Below are 18318 nucleotides of genomic sequence, written 5' to 3' on the forward strand. Positions count from 1 at the left end.
ATGAAATATTTGAATCAACAATTACCCCCATTTAAATTGTTCTTATGTCTCTTTATTCTTTTTACAGCTACCACATTTGCCCAAAGCAATGGAAGCCTAAAAGGAACCGTTCAAACGAGTGACAACAAACCCGCAGAAGGAGTTTCTGTTACTGTAAAAGAATTAAACAGAACAACTATCGCTGATAATAATGGTGTTTATACTATCAAAAGCATACCAGCTGGCAGCTATACTTTAATACTGACATTAGTTGGTAACTCCGATGTTCAACAAAACGTAACAATAGTGGCTGGTGAAACAGCAACCGTAGACATCAATCTTTCTTTATCCAATAATCAATTGAATCAAGTGGTTGTTTTAAGTAACAAAAGTGTTTTTAAAACAAACCGTGTTTCTTCTTCACTTCGTTTACAATCTCCTATTATAGAGATCCCACAAAACATACAAGTTGTAACAGGAAAACTAATTCAAGATCAACAAATTAATAATATGCTTGAAGGTGTTACTCGTAACGTGAGTGGTGCTACAAGAGTAGAGCATTGGGATAATTACGCTAATATTACTATGAGAGGTAGCCAAGTTGCTGCTTTTAGAAATGGTATGAACGTAAGTACAACTTGGGGTCCATTGACGGAAGACATGAGTTTGGTAGAGCGTATCGAATTTGTTAAAGGTCCTGCAGGATTTATGTTATCTAACGGAAATCCAAGTGGATTTTATAACGTGGTAACAAAAAAACCAAGCGGAAGAAACAAAGCAGAAGCTAGTTTATCTCTAGGTAGTAATGAAATGTATAGAGGTACATTAGATTTAGACGGTAAATTAACTAAAAATGGAAAACTTTTGTACCGTTTCAATGCAATGGGAGAAAAGAAAGACAGTTACCGTGATTTTGACTTTAATGACCGTTATACTTTTGCACCTGTGTTGAAATATTTATTTTCAGATAAAACTTCTGCAACACTTGAATATACTCAACAATTTTCTAAAGTAAATGCAATTGGTAGCAACTATGTTTATGCAAAACATGGTTATGAAGAATTACCTAGAAGCTTTACTACATCAGAGAAAGAATTAGATCCTACTCAAATGTTAGAAAGAAGTCTTTTGGGTATTTTTGAACACAATTTTAATGACAAATGGAAAATTACTGCCCAAGGTTCGTACTTAAATTACGAACAAGAAGGAATGTCTTTATGGCCTGGTGGTTTTGATCCTGCAAATGATGCTATCCTTAAAAGAGCTGGTAACAACTGGGATATTTTAGGAAAAATATATGTTGGACAAGCTTATGTAAATGGTCAGGCTCAAACCGGATCTGTTTCTCACAAAATATTAGGAGGACTGGACATGAGTGACAAAACTTATTATCACGACTGGTCACAATATTTCACTTTACCTGATTTAGATATTTATAATCCAGTTCATGGTATCCCTTCTTCTCCAAAATTTGACAGAAGTAAAGACATTGAAGATAGAGGCGTAAAATATTATAATAATTACAAAGGTTTTTATGTACAGGATGAATTAGGATTCTTAGATAATGATCTACGTTTAACATTGGCTGGAAGATATACTGTTCTAAAAGCTGGTGATGTATATTCTGGTGGTTCAAAAAACGAAAAATTTACTCCCCGTATTGGATTGAGCTACTCAATTGACAAAAACACATCTGCTTATTTTGTAAGAGATGAATCTTTTACAGAAAATTATGGTAGTGATTGGCAAGGTAAAAGTTTTGACCCACAAACTGGAACGAACTTAGAATTAGGTTTCAAAAGAGACTGGTTAAACGGAAAATGGAATTCTACGTTCGCTGCCTACCAAATTACCACAGACAATGTTCTAACATTGGATGCTGAGCATTCTAATGGTTCAATGCAATATAGCAAAGAAGGTGGACAACAAAAAGTAAAAGGATTTGAAGTTGACATTAGAGGTGAAATCTTTAAAAACTTAGACGTTGTTGTAAATTATGCTTTCACAGAAGGAAAAATCACCAAAGATACCGACCCAAATATAGTAGGAAATCAAATTCCAGGAAGTACAAAACATATTCAAAACACTTGGTTAAATTACAAAGTAGACAACGGAGTACTGAACGGATTAGGACTTTCATTAGGATATCAATATCAAGTTGATAGAGCTCCTTGGTATATTTCACCTGACAATACTACTTCACTACCTGATTATTTCCGTTTGGATGGTGGTGTATCTTATCAAATTAAGAAAGTATATATAAACCTTATTGTTAACAATATACTTAACAAATACTTGTATTCTGGAGGATATTATAGCTATACAGATATGTATTACTGGCAAGCTGAAGCAGGAACTAATGCAAGAGTAACTGTTAGTTATAAATTTTAATTTATTTTTGTTCCTTTTAACTAAACTCCTCCTTAATGTGAGGAGTTTTATCCTTTTTTAATGAAAAAATATAGCTTAAAAAAACTTATTGGGCAACTACATTTATGGCTCGGATTGTCTTCGGGGATAATTGTATTTATTATTGCCATCACTGGCTGTTTGTATGCATTTCAAGAAGAAATCCAAAACATCACTGAAGAATACCGTTTTGTCGAAAAACAAGACAAACCTTTCCTACCTCCTTCTCAATTGGAAGAAATTGCTAAAAAAGAACTTCCGAACAAAGCCTTACATGCCATCAAATACAATGGAAGCGAAAAATCAGTAGAAGCTATATTTTTCCATTATGAACCCACTTATTATCATATTGTCTATCTAAATCCCTATTCGGGAAAAGTGATAGAAACTATAAATATGGAGGATGGTTTTTTTAGATTCATACTCGACGGGCATTTCTATCTTTGGCTTCCTCCTGAAATTGGGCAACCCGTTGTTGCTTCGTTTACTTTAGTTTTTCTTACGCTTCTGCTTTCTGGATTGTATCTTTGGTATCCTCGAAATAAAAACGCTACCAAACAACGCTTTAAATTCAAATGGAAAAAAGGCACAAAGTGGAAACGCAAAAACTATGATTTACATAATATCACTGGTTTTTACATCCTTTTGATTGCACTTATATTTGCCATAACAGGACTAGTTTGGGGTTTTCAATGGTTTGCCTACTCCTATTACACGGGACTTGGAGGCGAAAAATCATTAGTCTATGTAGATCCAATCTCTAAGAAAACCAAACTCGCTACAGAAAATCCTGTGGATAAAGTTTGGGAATTAATGAAAAAAGAATATCCAACAGCAAAATCCATTGAAGTGCATCCGCCAGAAAATGACAGCACAGCCATTGCTGCCAATGCCAATCCGGAAGAAGGAACTTTTTGGAAAATGGATTACCGCTATTATGACCAATATACTTTGGAAGAGAAAGAAGTCGATCACATTTACGGAAAATACGGTAATGCCAACAATGCCGATAAATTAATGCGTATGAACTATGACCTCCACACTGGAGCAGTATTCGGACTAGCTGGAAAGATTTTTGCCTTTTTATTCAGTCTTCTTATTGCAACCCTTCCCATATCTGGATTTTATATTTGGTGGGGACGAAATAAGAAACAGAAAAACAAAGTCACTTAGACACCTTAAATAATTTACAGATTCCGAAAGGTTTAAAGCAATTGCTTTAAACCTTTCAATGTTTTTACTATCTAAGTTCAAGCACACTTCAACTAATAATACAGACTCCATCTAAAATGAAGTTCAATTATTATTTGGAGCAGAAAGATTAGGCTTTATCAGCAAACAGTGTTCCTGCTATCCGCTATATTCCATCTCGTAAAAAAACGAGCTGGGATGCCGCTTCTATCAGGGCTAAAAGCAAGCATATTGCATTTTTGTATTCACCCAAAAAAAAAGAAAACAATAATAATCGAACTCACTTTAAAAGAAGAAAATTAATGTGAATTTGTAATATTAATTTTTATATTTGCATTATTTTTATTTAATCTAAATAATGAAAGAGAATAAAAATATACAAACCAACTAATACACACAACCTTTATAAAAGAATTTATGAAAAAGAATTTCTTTATTTCATTTGCCCTAATGGGTGCTTTTTTTGTCAGCGCTCAACAAAAAAACTCGCTTCTTGAACAATCTTTCTGGAAAACAAAACCAGATGTTACCGCTCTCCAAGCCGAAATAGCAAAAGGCAACAGCCCATCGGAATACAACGATAGATCGTTTGACCCGGTTGTTTTGGCCATAAATAACGATGCTCCAAACGCCACCATAAAATTCCTTTTGGAGCAACCTGGAAATGATGTAAATAAATCTACTCACGACAATCGTATTTACCTACACTGGGCTTCGGGTAAAGGGAATACAGAAATTGTAGAATATCTTATAGCCAAAGGATCAAACATCAATCTGGAAGACAGCCATGGCAGTTTCCCAATTATGGCAGCAGCGAGTAGCGGACAAAAAAGCACAGCAATTTACGATGCTTTTTTTAAAGCAGGAATTGACCCAAAAAGAAAATATCAGGACGGCGTAAACTTACTGCTTATGGCAATCCCATACGACAAAGACCTTACGCTTTCCAACTATTTTGTTTCCAAAGGGATGTCACTAAAAGACGTTGATAACGAAGGTAATACTGCAATTAACTATGCTGCTAAAACAGGTAATGTTACTTTGATAAAAACACTTTTAGAAAAAGGAGTAAAACCAACTGACAATGCACTTATTTTTGCTGCACAAGGTTCCCGAAGAGAAACAAACTCAATTGAGACTTACAAATACTTGGTTGAGGATTTAAAATTGAAACCAACCGTAACTAATAAAGAAGGACAAACAGTTCTTCATTATTTAGCAAATAAATCGAATCAAACTGAAATCATAAACTATTTTCTGGCTAAAGGAGTAGATGTTAATAAAGCTGACAACGAAGGAAATACAGCTTTGATGGTTGCGGCTTCAGCTAAAGAAATCGCTACATTGGAGCAACTTTTACCGCTTGTAAAAAACAATAATACACAGAATACAAAAGGAGAATCTGCATTAACTATCGCTGTTAAATCAGGAAGTCCTGAAGCAGTAGCACTACTTTTGGAGAAAGGTGCAGATGTTAAAGTTACCAACAAAGACGGAAACAACTTAGGGTTTTATCTAATCGAATCTTACCGTCCTCAAGCGGGAGGAATGGCTCGTGGCCCAGAAGCTGGCAATGGACCAAAACAAGATCCTTTTGCCGCTAAAGCAAAGTTACTTCAAGAGAAAGGATTGAATCTTGCGACTCCACAAAAAGACGGAAATACCCTTTATCACTTAGCAGTAGCCAAAAATGATTTGGCTTTGCTAAAAAAGATCGCCGATTTAAACATTGACATCAATGCAAAAAACAATGATGGTCTTACCGCTTTACACAGAGCTACAATGATTGCAAAAGACGATAAAATTTTGAAATATCTAATTTCTATTGGAGCAAAAAAAGAAATTACCACCGATTTTAAAGAAAGTACTTTTGACTTAGCAAAAGAGAATGAGTCATTAGCAAAAAACAAAACTGATCTAGAATTTTTGAAATAACAATTCTTACTCAATCAAACTTATAATTCATAACTAACAATTCATAATTCAACATGAAATCAGCATTAAAAATAAGCCTAACTGCTGCACTAATCTGCCTTTTATCATTTCAAGCAACGGCACAAAGCAGTAAATACAAATGCATGCTACAAATGTCTAACTATGCTGGAGAAGGCGCTTATGTAGTGGTATCACTTATCAATCCTAAAGGAGAATATGAAAAAACACTTTATGTGATGGGTGATGACAAAAAATGGTACAAGACTATAAAAGAGTGGCATAAATTTTATTCTAAAAAGCCTACAGATATCAGTGCCAAAACTGGAGCTTCTGTTACTGGTGGTGATCGCAGTATGACAACTTTGGAAATTGATGATTCCAAAATTAACAAAGGATATAAATTAAGATTTGAAACTGCCGTAGAAGATCAAAAATATTATGTAACTGATATTGAAGTTCCTCTGACTACACAAGGAATTGCAGACAAAACTGAAGGAAAAGGATATATCCGTTATGTGAGATTAAGCAAAATCTAAAAAACATCATTTTTTAACTACATAAGGCATATAAGAACCTAATAATCAAGTTCTTTTATGCCTTATCTGGTAAATATTTTAAAAAATAATTCATCAATGACTCTTTCTTTTTGGCGTTATTCACACTTGGCTTTGGCTTTGTTTTCTTCCCTATTTTTAATATTGGCATCCGTAACGGGTACAATATTGGCAGTTGATGCCATACAAGAAAAAACACCACCGTACAAAGTAGAAAATTTTAACGCAATAACGCTTGGGGAAACCTTACCGATTCTAAAAAAGAACTATCCAGAAATAACACAAGTTACCATTGACCACAATCAGTTTGTAACCTTAGAAGGCTTGGATCAAGACGACAATGATGTCAATGCTTATATTGACGTAAGAACTGGTAAAATATTAGGCACACCCATCAAAAAAGGTGAGTTCATTAATTGGACTATAGCTCTTCATCGTTCTTTATTTCTCAAAGAAACAGGGCGTTTTATAGTAGGTTTTATTTCTTTTCTTTTAGTATTAATTTCTATTTCTGGCTTTGTTCTTGTTTTAAAAAGACAAAGAGGCATTCGAAATTTCTTTTCTAAAGTAATTAAAGAATATTTTGCTCAATATTATCATGTGGTTTTGGGGAGATTGGCTTTAATTCCAATTCTGATTATTGCTGTCTCTGGAACGTATTTGACCTTAGAAAAATTTAATTTTTTTATACCAAAAACAGACTCAAAAGAAAATACCGAAATTGTAAAAACCACACCAATTGAAAAAAATGGTGCTGTTACTTCTGTATTAAAAAATACGCTTCTAACTGATATTAAAAAAATAGAATTTCCTTTTTCAGACGATCCCGAAGAATATTATATCATCACTTTAAATGACCGAGAAATTGAAGTCAATCAAGTTACAGGTGCTGTCGAAAGCGAAAAACTTTTTCCGATGACAACACTTTTGTCTGACTTAAGTCTTGATTTACATACAGGAAGAACCAATATTTTATGGGCTATAATCTTAGGAATAGCGAGTTTAAATATTCTGTTTTTTATCTACTCGGGTTTTGCAATGACCTTGAAACGCAGATCAACTCGAATCAAAAACAAATTCAAAGCCGAAGAAAGTAAATTCATTTTATTGGTCGGTTCCGAAAACGGCAGTACACTTCGATTTGCCAATGCCATTCACAAACAACTGATGGCACATGGAGAAAAAGTATTTATTACAGAAATGAATAATTATTCGGTTTACCCAAAAGCAGAACACCTTATTATATTTGCTTCAACACACGGATTAGGCGATCCACCATCGAATGCAACAAAATTCATTTCACTTCTTAACTCAATCCAACAACAGCAAAAAATCAACGTTTCGGTAGTAGGTTTTGGTTCGACAGCCTATCCTGATTTTTGCGGATATGCCCGTGAGATTGACACTTTATTAGTAAAACAAAAATGGGCTAAACCTATTTTAGAATTGCAAACTATAAACGATAAATCAGCTGAAGAGTTTGTAGATTGGATAAAATTATGGACTGCGAAAACTGGAATTCCTCTTTCTGCCACTCCATCTTTATACAATCATGTTCCAAAAGGACTGCAAAAACTTATGGTACTGGACAAAACTGCAGTTTCTGATACTGAGCATACTTTTATACTCACGCTTCGCGCAAATGCAAGAGCTAAATTTCAATCAGGAGATTTACTGGCCATTTATCCCGCGAACGACACTCGGGAACGCCTCTACTCTATCGGAAATCATTCTGGAAACATACAATTGGTTGTAAAACTTCACCCTAACGGATTGGGTTCAGAATTTTTAAATAGTCTAGAAACGGGTCAAGTTATAAAAGCTCGAATCATCAAGAACGCTACATTTCATTTTCCGAAAAAAGCATCTAAAGTCGCACTAATTTCTAACGGAACTGGGATTGCTCCTTTCCTTGGAATGATAGAACAAAATAAGACAAAAACAGAAACTCATTTTTATTGCGGATTTAGAACCGAAACCAAAACAGTTTCCGGCTATAAAGAATTCACCAATGAAATGATAGAAAAGCAACAGCTCCAAAGTTTTCATTTGGCATTATCAAGAGAAGCTGACCATAATTATGTTATGAACCTCATCAAACGAGATGCTGAATTCTTTATTGATTTACTAACTCATGGAGGAGTAGTCATGATTTGTGGTTCTCTTGCTATGCAAAAAGACGTAGAATTTTCCCTTGATGAATTACTTGCCAAAACATCCTTAACAATCTCCGATTATAAAGCCAAAGGACAAATATTAACTGATTGTTACTAATCATTGCTATTTGCTGCAAGGTCTTTTTTGACCTTGTAGTTATTTAAAAAAACACCTACAAAGTTTGGGAAACCTTGCAGGAATAAAACAAAAATTATGTCTTCCAAATTCCTTTTCCTTCTTTTAATAATATGCTCCTTCACAGGCAACAGCCAAGTCTTGCGAAAAAGAACCACCATGCTTATGGGAGGTCGCTTTGATATAACCATTGTAGCAAAGGATTCACTTTCAGCAGAACAAAGCATAGACGAAGTCATTGCCGAAATTACCCGAATCGAATATCTAATTTCTGACTGGAAACCTACCACACAAATTTCGGAAGTGAATCAAAATGCAGGAATCCGACCTGTAAAAGTGGATAAAGAAGTTTTTGAATTAACTAAAAGAGCACTGCAGTTTTCAGAAATTACGAATGGAGGTTTTGATATTAGTTTTGCCGCTATGGATCGAATCTGGAAATTTGACGGTTCCATGACCGAAATGCCTTCTGCGGAAGCCATAAAAAAATCGGTAGAAAAAGTAGGCTACAAAAATATCATTTTGGATAGCGTAAATTCGACCATTTTCTTGAAACTAAAAGGCATGAAAATTGGATTTGGGGCGCTGGGAGAAGGTTATGCTACCAACAAATGCAAAGAAATGATGCTTGCAAAAGGAATCAAAGCCGGAATTGTAAATGGTACTGGAGATATGAGTACTTGGGGAAAACAGCCCAATGGAAAACCTTGGAATATTGGCGTTACGAATCCTTTTCATCCTGATGATTTATTAGGCGTAATTCCGCTTACACAAGGTGCGATTACAACATCTGGTTCTTATGAAAAATTTGTAGTTTTTGACGGAAAACGCTATTCGCACATTATCAATCCTGCAACTGGATATCCCGTAACCGGTCTTTGCAGTGTTACTGTTTTAGGTCCAAATGCCGAAACCGCCAATGGATTGAGTACTTCATTAATGGTATTAGGAAAAAAAGCTGGACTAGAATTGCTCATTCAATTCCCTGAATACAGTTGCTTAATGATTACAGACGATGGAAAAATCGTGAAATCGAAAAACTTTAGAATCAAAAAATTCCATCCACATCTTTAAAATTCCTTTAGTTGATTTACTAAAAAAATAATCAACCTATTTTTAGTAACTATAAAATACGTTTTCGATTTATAGACTTTTTTTTTAAAACTCGTCAATTAGACAATAATTTTCAGAGATTAATTGTTTAAACAAAAAAAGGAGTCCTACTCATATTTCTGTACAAAATCTCACAAATTTAGAAGTAAAAACAGATTAGTTTTAATGAAAAATCTGCTCAAAAATGACATTTTTTATAGAAACAAAAGCTTTTTAGATATATCAAAAGACTGAATAACAATAAGTTAAATGATTACAAAAATATTATTAATATTTAATCTAAATAAGTTTTGTAAATCCGAACTTGAGACTTACATTTGCATCGTTATTTTTAATTATTCCAAATAAACGACATGAAAAAGTTTTTACTCCCCCTAACGTTTCTTGCATTCTGCTACAACAGTCAAGCACAAGACGTTGCAAGTAACTCAAATAATACAAAAGACAATAGCCTTTATTATTTTTCTTCTGATAGCATAAAATCAGTAAATGACACTGTTAAGAAAAGAAAAGGAGAAGAATTGAATGAAGTGATTGTTACTGGAAATAAATTACCTAAAGTTACTGCATTGCGTTCTGGGTTAAAACCAATGGATACTCCGCAAAGTGTACAAGTAATAGGCTCTGAAGTAATCGAACAGCAGCAAGCTATCCGCTTGAGCGAAGTACTAAAAAATGCCAATGGTATTAACGTAAGTTCTGCACGTGGTGGAGCTCAAGAGTCTTTCTCTTCAAGAGGATACGGAATGGGAGCAAGTAATATGCTAAAAAATGGTTTCCGTTATAATTCTGGCTCTATTCCTGATGTTTCTGGGTTAGAAAAAGTAGAATTCCTTAAAGGAGGTTCGGCATTATTATACGGTAACGTTGCTCCTGGAGGAATCTTAAATTTAGTAACAAAAGCGCCTTCTTTCACACAAGGAGGATCGGTATCAATGCAAGCCGGAAGCTATGCTTACTACAAACCTTCTATCGATTTTTACGGGCCTTTGAGTAAATCAATAGCTTATAGAATCAATGGATCTTACGAAAATTCAGAAAGCTTTAGAGATGTTGTAAAAAATGAGCGTTTATACGTTAATCCTTCATTTCTTTTTAATGTAAGTGATAAAACACAAATTACATTACAAGGAGATTATTTGGATGCTGATTGGACTCCAGATTTTGGAACTGGAGCGATTACTTATCCTTTATATTCAGAAATTGTTGATGTACCTCGTAGTAATTTTTATGGTGCTCTTTGGTCAACTGGAACAACAAAATCGGCTAGTGCTTCGGTATTCGTTAACCATGATTTCAACAAAAACTGGAAATTGAATTTCAATTCTTCTTTCCAAAATTATGATCGTTATTCAAAATCAACTGCCCAATTATCAACTGTTCAACCAAATGGTGATTGGAAAAGAGGATTAACTGAAGGAAAGAATTTAGAAAAAATCTATGGAGACCAATTAAGTTTACAAGGAAACTTTAATACTGGAAGCATCAAACATCAAATATTTACAGGTGCAGATTGGGAAAATTCATTTGCTGCTTCTTATACTTATGTATTTTTTGATCCTACAAATGGAAAAACTGTAACTACCGAAAAAGATCCTATTAATCTTTATGACTATGAAGCCCTTAGCAATCAAAGTACTGAATCACCTTACCCTACTAGAAATACTCAAATAGCAAATACAGATACCAACCGTTTTGGTGTTTATTTTCAAGATTTGATTTCAGTAACAAATCAAATTAAAGTACTAGCTGGAATACGTTGGTCTTGGCAAGAATCAGAAGTTACAACTTACAAAGAAACAGTTGCAGGAGCAGGAAATCCAGAAGATGGTATTCCAGTGGTGGGTGCCAAAAAATTAGACAATGCTTTTTCTCCAAAACTTGGAATTGTTTACCAACCTTCAACTGATGTATCATTATTTGCTAGTTATTCTAATTCATTTTCACCAAACACAGGAACAACTGTAGATTTACAACCAATTGAACCGTCAATCATTGACCAATACGAAGCTGGTATTAAAACCGATTTCTTGAAAGGGTTGTTTAGCACAAATGTTACTGTTTACCAAATTACCAATACAAATTTGGCTCAAACAGCAGAATTCAAAGCCGATGGATCTCCTAACACTGACACAAGCATAAAAGTTTTAAATGGAGAAACAAAAAGTAAAGGTGTTGAAGTTGATCTTACAGCAAGACCAGTCGATGGTTTAAGCATCATTGCAGGATACAGTTATAATGATATGCGTTACAGCAAAACATCAGGTTTAAACGGTAGTCCTGTAGAAGGTGATCGTTTGGTTGGAACACCAGCAAACACTGCTAACTTAAGCTTTTTCTATACAGTGCAATCTGGATTCCTAAAAGGAGTTTCTGTAGGAGCAATAGGAAATTATATTGGTGAAAGAATTGCAGGATGGAATAACCAAAACAGTACTGATCCTAAGTACCCTGACGGAATCTACCACAGAGAAATTCCATTGGACGGATATACCACTATTGATGCATCTGTAGGTTATACTTGGGAAAAATTATCTTTCCTATTTAAATTATCAAACATTACAGACGAGTTGAATTATACAGTACACGAAAATTATAGTGTTAACCCAATCGCTCCACGTCAGGTAATGGCTAGTATAAAATATAGGTTGTAAAATCTTAAGTTTAGTTATATTTTTTTTCCAAAACTTTTTCTGTCACTTTCATCTTTTTGAAATACAGAAAAAGTTTTTGGTTTTTTAATAATAAAATCAGTAAGCATCTTTAAAACCTCATTTAGAAATAAATGAGGTTTTTCATTTGATAAAAACACCATATTATTTAATTACATTTACTCATCAACAATCATAAAAAACAAATCCAATGACAGAAACCAAGAAGAACCAATTGACAAAAACTCTAGGATTAAGTTTTAATATTGCTGTTTTGATTGGAGGCACAATTGGGGTTGGTATTCTTCGTACGCCAGGAGCTATTGCTGGAATGCTAGATAATTATTGGCTTATAATAATGTGCTGGATTTTTGGAGGATTATATATTTTAATTGGCGCCAATTCCTATGCCGAATTAGCAACAATGTTACCAAAAGCTGGTGGCTCATACAATTATATCAAAAGAGCTTTTGGAGATTATGCAGGTTTTATATCGGGATGGTTTGATTACATAACCAATGTAGTTCCACCTGCTTTTTACTGTATTGTGATTAGCGAATATATTGTTATTTTATTTCCTAATTTGGAAAGCTACTCAACAATCATTGCAATCGCCTTTTTAATTGGTTTTGTACTTATACATGCAAGCGGTGTAAAAAACGGTAGTCTTATTCAGCAGATAACCAGTTTGATTAAAGTCATTTGTTTTGTCGCATTAATTGTGGCTTGCTTTATGTATTCGGGGATAAAATTAAATCCCATCGAAAAAAACAGTTCTTTTTTTGAAATTGGAATTTTGTTTGGTTTTTTCAAATCACTACAGCTTATTGTTGGCACTTATGATGGTTGGTATTCCGTTTGTTTTTTCGCCGAAGAAGACAAAAACCCAAGCAAAAACATTCCGAAATCTTTATACACTGGAGCCATACTTGTCATATTGATTTATGTCTTAATCAACATGGCATTTTTCCACGTCTTACCAATCGGGTCATTGGCCAATTCCCATTTGGCAGCCGCAGATGTATCCAATGTGGTTTTTGGAAATAAAGGTGCCGTTATAGTAACCGTCATTGCCATACTATCTTTAATTAGCATTCTTAATGCCTATATGATGATACCAGCAAGAATATTGTATGGTTTGAGCCGAGATGGTTTTTTTATTAAAAAAGGAACAACTATCAACAAAGGTGGTACTCCAATAGTAACACTTTTAATTTCTTCTTTATTTAGTTTATTCCTAATTAGTATCGGTTCATTTGAGGTATTGTTTTCATTTGGAACCTTTATGTCTGTTATTGTTTGGGGATTGGCTTACTGCTCACTGATAAAATTAAGAAACAAAGAGCCTGATTTACTTAGACCCTATCGCTCTCGGTGGTACCCTTGGTCAACTGTAATTGCAATTACAGCAACATTCGGATTATTGATTGGTTTCATTTATAGCGACACCAAAAACTTTGCAATCATATTAATCCTATCGTTAATTTCCTATCCGTTGTTTTTGGTTTTAAATCGTAGAAATAAAAAGAATAAATAGTAAAACTAAAAAATCCCAATGCTGAAAATTTCAGCATTGGGATTTTACATTTTAGAAAAAAGAAGTTATTATTTCAAACTCACTAAACTCTGCTCAATCGTAGCAATTTTAGAAAGTGCATCAGCTTCTTTTTGTCGTTCGTTTGCCAAAACTTTCTCCGGCGCTCCGTTCACAAATTTCTCGTTAGACAATTTGCTTTGAACTGATTTCAAGAAACCTTGGGTATAAACCAACTCAGCAGTAAGTTTCGCAATTTCTTCTTCCACGTTGATACTTCCTGTGATTGGTATAAAATACTCATTCGATTTTACTCTAAATGACAACGCTCCATCCACTTTGTCCGAAACATATTCTAATGAAGTAATGTTCCCTAATTTGGTTACAACCGAATCAAAATAAGCAGAAGTTTTATCATTGTTTACCACCTTCAATTCAATCGTATCCTTGAACGGAATGTTCTTGTCTTTACGAATAGTTCTAATTCCAGAAATCACGTCGATTGTATTTTCAAAATCAGTAATTAATTGCGCATTAAAAGGTTTCATTTCTGGCCAAGTCGAAACAATCAAAGCTTCCTCTGCCGTTCTTTCAGCCAATATTTGCCAAATTTCTTCTGTCAAGAAAGGCATAAATGGATGCAATAATTTCATGTTGTTTTCCAACATTTCTATCGCTTTCGCAAAAGTCACGCTGTCAATTGGTTGTTGGTAAGCTGGTTTAATCATCTCCAAGAACCAAGAACAGAAATCGTCCCAAACCAATTTGTAAATTCCCATCAAGGCATCTGAGATTCTGTATTTTTCAAAATTATCCTCAATTTCAAGAAGTGTTTGTTGCAATTTGGCTTCGTACCATTCAATCGCCACTTTTGATGATTCCGGTTGTGGAATTGCATCAGATACTTCCCAACCTTTAATCAATTTGAAGGCATTCCATATTTTATTAGAAAATGCTTTTCCTTGATTGCATAATTCTTCATCAAACATGATATCGTTCCCCGCAGAAGCGCTCAAAAGCAATCCCACACGAACTCCATCGGCACCAAACTTTTCAATTAATTCTAAAGGTTCAGGTGAATTTCCTAAAGATTTAGACATTTTACGACGTTGTTTATCACGAACCAATCCTGTCAAATACACATTCGTAAAAGGTTTTTTTCCAGTATATTCATAACCCGCAATAATCATTCTCGCAACCCAGAAAAACAAAATATCTGGTCCAGTAACTAAATCATTGGTTGGATAATAGTATTTAAAATCTTCACTTTCTGGATCCATAATTCCACCAAAAACCGACATTGGCCACAGCCAAGAAGAAAACCAGGTATCAAGTGCATCAGCATCTTGCTTTAAGTCCTTAGTCAAAAGTCCAAAGTCCTTAGTTTTGGCTTGTGCTAATTTTAACGCCTCTTCTATGTTTTCTGCAACTACAAAATCTTCTTTTCCATCTCCGTAGAAATAAGCAGGAATTTGTTGACCCCACCACAATTGACGGGAAATATTCCAATCACGAATATTGTTTAACCAATGCGCATAAGTATTATCAAAACGTTTTGGGTGCAATTTAATATCCCCGTCTTCCAATACCGATTTGATAGCTGGTTTTACTAAATCCTCCATTTTTAAAAACCATTGGTCAGACAAACGAGGTTCAATCACCGCTTTCGTTCTTTCCGAGGTTCCTACTTTATTCAGATGAGTTTCAGTTTTAGTCAAAGCACCATCCGATTCCAATTCTTTAACAATCTCGCCACGAACTACAAAACGATCCTTCCCTTGATAATGCAATCCAAAACTATTTAGCGTAGCATCATCATTGAAAATATCAATAATTTCCAAATTGTGTTTCTCCCCTAGCGTTTTATCATTCATATCGTGAGCTGGAGTCACTTTCAAACAACCCGTTCCAAATTCAACATCTACATATTCATCTTCGATAATCGGAATCACTCTACCACAAATAGGGATTATCGCTTTTTTTCCTTTTAAATGTGTAAAACGTTCATCATTTGGATTGATACAAATAGCCGTATCTCCAAAAATAGTTTCTGGACGTGTTGTTGCTATTGTTAAGAAATCTTCACTTCCTTCAATTTTATATTTCAGGAAATATAATTTCCCTTGTTGCTCTTCATAAATTACTTCTTCGTCAGACAAAGTCGTTTTTGCTTCTGGATCCCAGTTTACCATTCGGTATCCACGATAAATCAAACCTTTGTTGTATAAATCCACAAAAGATCGAATTACAGAAGCTGACATGTCCGGATCCATAGTAAACTTAGTGCGTTCCCAATCACAAGAACAGCCCAACTGCTTCAATTGGTCAAGAATAACTCCACCATACTTGTCAGTCCACTCCCAAGCATGTTTCAAGAACTCTTCGCGAGTCAAGTCATTTTTATTAATCCCTTCCGCTTTCAATTTAGCAACCACCTTAGCTTCTGTAGCAATAGAAGCATGATCCGTTCCCGGAACCCAACAAGCGTTAAAACCTTTTAAGCGTGCTCTTCGAATCAATACATCTTGAATCGTATTATTAAGCATGTGCCCCATATGCAACACTCCAGTTACATTGGGTGGTGGAATTACGATGGAATAAGGTGTTCTATGATCTGGCTCCGAATGAAAATAATTATTTTTCATCCAATACTCATACCATTTATTCTCAATAGTTTTAGCGTCAAATTGTGCGGGAATTGTCATAAAAAAGCAACTGTTAAAACCAAAATTAGACTTTGGTTTGATTTTTGATATTCATATAAAGGACAAAAGTAAATAATTAAGCACAGTATAAAAAGAGAAATAAAAAATTGTGCATTAATTAAAAGATACTATATTTACTAAGCCTACTAAAAAAACAAGGAAATGAAAAATATTACAGCTTTTATCGTATTGCTATTTTTAAGCAACGTCGGCTTTGCACAAAGTGGTCCAAAAATCAAAATTCTTCAGGCAGAAAACACTGTTGACTATGGAAAAGTGTACAAATCTAGCGACAATGGTGTTCGAAGTTTTACATTTACCAATAATGGTGATGCTCCGCTAAACATAAATGGAATCCAATCTACAGCAAGTTGCACCATATTGTACAAACCTAGCCAGGCAATTGCTCCAGGAAAATCGGACCGAATTGATATAAAATACAACATGGTTCCTGGGCCAATTCGTAAAACCATTACTTTAGAAACAAATGCGGTAAATTACGAAGAAGGTCGAGTACCGTTGAAAATTAAAGGAGAAATACTCACAAATTAAAATATTATTAAAAAACGCTTTTATTTCAAAAGCGTTTTTTTTTTATAAAATATCTTCAAGTTGGAAAGAAAATTTTAATATTTGATTGTTTCGTTCAACTTCCAAATAAATCCATTTATCTTCTTCTGATTTAAACATTTCATTCAATTTTTGCAATGAGTATCGATAAGCTGGTGATTTATTAACAGAAATGATTACGTCTCCTTCCCGCAAACCAGAATTAGCTGCTGGTGATTTTTTTCGAATGTTGGCAATCTCGTATATAGGTTTGAGTTGAAACTTATATTTAAAATCATTGGTAATATTCTTTCCACTACTATCAAATGTAACTGCACCAGAGATAGGAACCGTTTCCAACTTTACCGTTTCTTGCACCCATTGCAAACCATTGTGTTTTATTTCAATACCACTCTTATTATAGTTAAATGGCTCACTGAAATAAGAATTTTTCCTTAAATACATTTTTTTATTTTTATAATCAAAAATTACCGAAAACCGTTTTAAAATTTCGCCTCCAATAGACCCAATTCTGTTTTGAACCATACGAACACTTTTTATGGAACTGGAATCTGGAAATGAAACAATCGGATATTTAAAATCATATTTATCAAATGAGAACTCTGAAATTCTGGCTCTTTTACCTTCTATATCACCGCTAAAACCTTTTCCTAAAAAATCCTCAAAATTTTTTGCTGGAACTTTAATTTGATCCGATAAATTTTGAAAAAGCCAAATCGAATCACTATTCCCAATATCGATCAATAATTTCACGTCCACATTTGATTTATTTATAACAACGTTACCCATCAAATAAGGTTTAAACTTCTCAATTGTAATGGGGATTGCAGTATACTTTTTTTCGATTTTTTCCCTTTTTTCCGTATCATTTTTATAAATGATTACCTTTTTACTGGCGTAATCGACACGAACCAAATTATCTTTGAAAAATTGGTAACCTATAATACCATTTACAGGAATTCCAATTTGAGAAGACAGATTAAAACTCTGATCCAAAATAACATAAATAAGCTGATGATCAGATGTCAAACCATCTAATTCTAGAATATTATTGGTAGTTTTCAAACCTTCTATAGCCTCTTCGCTACCCAAACCTCTCAATGTTATTTTTTCAGTATTATAAAAATTAACTTCCGGATTATCTTCCAAACTAAAAAGAATAGTTTCCTCTACACCAGTATCCAAAAGAAAATTCAACTCTACCCCGTTAACTTTTATCGGGATAAAAACTAAATTATTAATTAAGACCATGGGTACAGTTACTTTTTCAATTCCTTTGTCAAATACAAAATCACCCTGGGCAAAAACAGGTATTATTGATATTAATAAAAGAAAAAATGCACATTTTTTTTTCATTTAGTTATATTTCTATATTATTATCCAAT

Annotated in this window: 11 protein-coding genes; 9 read left to right on the forward strand and 2 right to left on the reverse strand. The window is 34.0% G+C overall.

The window, feature by feature from the left end; all coding sequences use genetic code 11:
- The 8 genes from J2W95_RS02045 to J2W95_RS02080 all read left to right on the forward strand — a co-directional run bounded on the left by J2W95_RS02045 (position 1) and on the right by J2W95_RS02080 (position 13661).
- A complete protein-coding gene (locus tag J2W95_RS02045) occupies positions 1 to 2370 on the forward strand; it encodes a TonB-dependent siderophore receptor (RefSeq protein WP_310003434.1) in 2370 nt (789 codons plus the stop codon).
- 60 nt (positions 2371 to 2430) lie between these two features.
- A complete protein-coding gene (locus tag J2W95_RS02050) occupies positions 2431 to 3561 on the forward strand; it encodes a PepSY-associated TM helix domain-containing protein (protein ID WP_310003436.1) in 1131 nt (376 codons plus the stop codon).
- Positions 3562 to 3996: 435 nt separating this feature from the next.
- Positions 3997 to 5514: an ankyrin repeat domain-containing protein gene (locus J2W95_RS02055; RefSeq protein WP_310003438.1), complete on the forward strand. Its 1518-nt coding sequence runs from the start codon at positions 3997 to 3999 to the stop codon at positions 5512 to 5514.
- A gap of 53 nt (positions 5515 to 5567) precedes the next feature.
- Positions 5568 to 6050: a DUF2271 domain-containing protein gene (locus tag J2W95_RS02060; RefSeq protein WP_310003439.1), complete on the forward strand. Its 483-nt coding sequence runs from the start codon at positions 5568 to 5570 to the stop codon at positions 6048 to 6050.
- A 96-nt stretch (positions 6051 to 6146) separates the two neighbouring features.
- Positions 6147 to 8342 carry a PepSY domain-containing protein gene (locus J2W95_RS02065; protein ID WP_310003441.1) on the forward strand — a complete coding sequence of 732 codons (2196 nt, stop codon included), beginning with the start codon at positions 6147 to 6149 and terminating at the stop codon, positions 8340 to 8342.
- Positions 8343 to 8438: 96 nt separating this feature from the next.
- Positions 8439 to 9434 (forward strand): FAD:protein FMN transferase, encoded by a 996-nt coding sequence (locus tag J2W95_RS02070; protein WP_310003443.1) that lies wholly within the window; start codon positions 8439 to 8441, stop codon positions 9432 to 9434.
- Positions 9435 to 9826: 392 nt separating this feature from the next.
- Positions 9827 to 12127 carry a TonB-dependent siderophore receptor gene (locus J2W95_RS02075; protein WP_310003445.1) on the forward strand — a complete coding sequence of 767 codons (2301 nt, stop codon included), beginning with the start codon at positions 9827 to 9829 and terminating at the stop codon, positions 12125 to 12127.
- 208 nt (positions 12128 to 12335) lie between these two features.
- The gene (locus J2W95_RS02080; RefSeq protein WP_310003448.1) at positions 12336 to 13661 is read left to right on the forward strand and encodes an APC family permease; all 1326 of its coding nucleotides are present in this window, start codon (positions 12336 to 12338) and stop codon (positions 13659 to 13661) included.
- 68 nt (positions 13662 to 13729) lie between these two features.
- On the opposite strand, the gene J2W95_RS02085 is transcribed toward J2W95_RS02080, so the two are convergent.
- Positions 13730 to 16363, reverse strand: a complete 2634-nt coding sequence (locus tag J2W95_RS02085) for a valine--tRNA ligase (RefSeq protein ID WP_310003451.1) — start codon at positions 16361 to 16363, stop codon at positions 13730 to 13732.
- Between the two features lie 162 nt (positions 16364 to 16525).
- Between J2W95_RS02085 and J2W95_RS02090 the strand changes: the two genes are divergently transcribed.
- Positions 16526 to 16915, forward strand: a complete 390-nt coding sequence (locus J2W95_RS02090) for a DUF1573 domain-containing protein (protein WP_310003454.1) — start codon at positions 16526 to 16528, stop codon at positions 16913 to 16915.
- A gap of 42 nt (positions 16916 to 16957) precedes the next feature.
- Here J2W95_RS02090 and J2W95_RS02095 read toward each other — a convergent pair whose 3' ends face one another.
- A complete protein-coding gene (locus J2W95_RS02095; protein ID WP_310003456.1) occupies positions 16958 to 18289 on the reverse strand; it encodes a PDZ domain-containing protein in 1332 nt (443 codons plus the stop codon).
- Positions 18290 to 18318 lie beyond the last annotated feature (29 nt).

Source organism: Flavobacterium granuli (assembly GCF_031456055.1).
Taxonomy (GTDB): Bacteria; Bacteroidota; Bacteroidia; order Flavobacteriales; family Flavobacteriaceae; genus Flavobacterium; species Flavobacterium granuli_A.

What these genes read in the sequence shown, in the direction of transcription:
- J2W95_RS02085 (WP_310003451.1), bottom strand. Translation starts at nt 16,363, where the DNA reads ATGACAATTCCCGCACAATTTGACGCTAAAACTATTGAGAATAAATGG.
- J2W95_RS02090 (WP_310003454.1), top strand. Translation starts at nt 16,526, where the DNA reads ATGAAAAATATTACAGCTTTTATCGTATTGCTATTTTTAAGCAACGTC.
- J2W95_RS02065 (WP_310003441.1), top strand. Translation starts at nt 6,147, where the DNA reads ATGACTCTTTCTTTTTGGCGTTATTCACACTTGGCTTTGGCTTTGTTT.
- J2W95_RS02060 (WP_310003439.1), top strand. Translation starts at nt 5,568, where the DNA reads ATGAAATCAGCATTAAAAATAAGCCTAACTGCTGCACTAATCTGCCTT.
- J2W95_RS02055 (WP_310003438.1), top strand. Translation starts at nt 3,997, where the DNA reads ATGAAAAAGAATTTCTTTATTTCATTTGCCCTAATGGGTGCTTTTTTT.
- J2W95_RS02045 (WP_310003434.1), top strand. Translation starts at nt 1, where the DNA reads ATGAAATATTTGAATCAACAATTACCCCCATTTAAATTGTTCTTATGT.
- J2W95_RS02095 (WP_310003456.1), bottom strand. Translation starts at nt 18,289, where the DNA reads ATGAAAAAAAAATGTGCATTTTTTCTTTTATTAATATCAATAATACCT.
- J2W95_RS02050 (WP_310003436.1), top strand. Translation starts at nt 2,431, where the DNA reads ATGAAAAAATATAGCTTAAAAAAACTTATTGGGCAACTACATTTATGG.
- J2W95_RS02080 (WP_310003448.1), top strand. Translation starts at nt 12,336, where the DNA reads ATGACAGAAACCAAGAAGAACCAATTGACAAAAACTCTAGGATTAAGT.
- J2W95_RS02075 (WP_310003445.1), top strand. Translation starts at nt 9,827, where the DNA reads ATGAAAAAGTTTTTACTCCCCCTAACGTTTCTTGCATTCTGCTACAAC.
- J2W95_RS02070 (WP_310003443.1), top strand. Translation starts at nt 8,439, where the DNA reads ATGTCTTCCAAATTCCTTTTCCTTCTTTTAATAATATGCTCCTTCACA.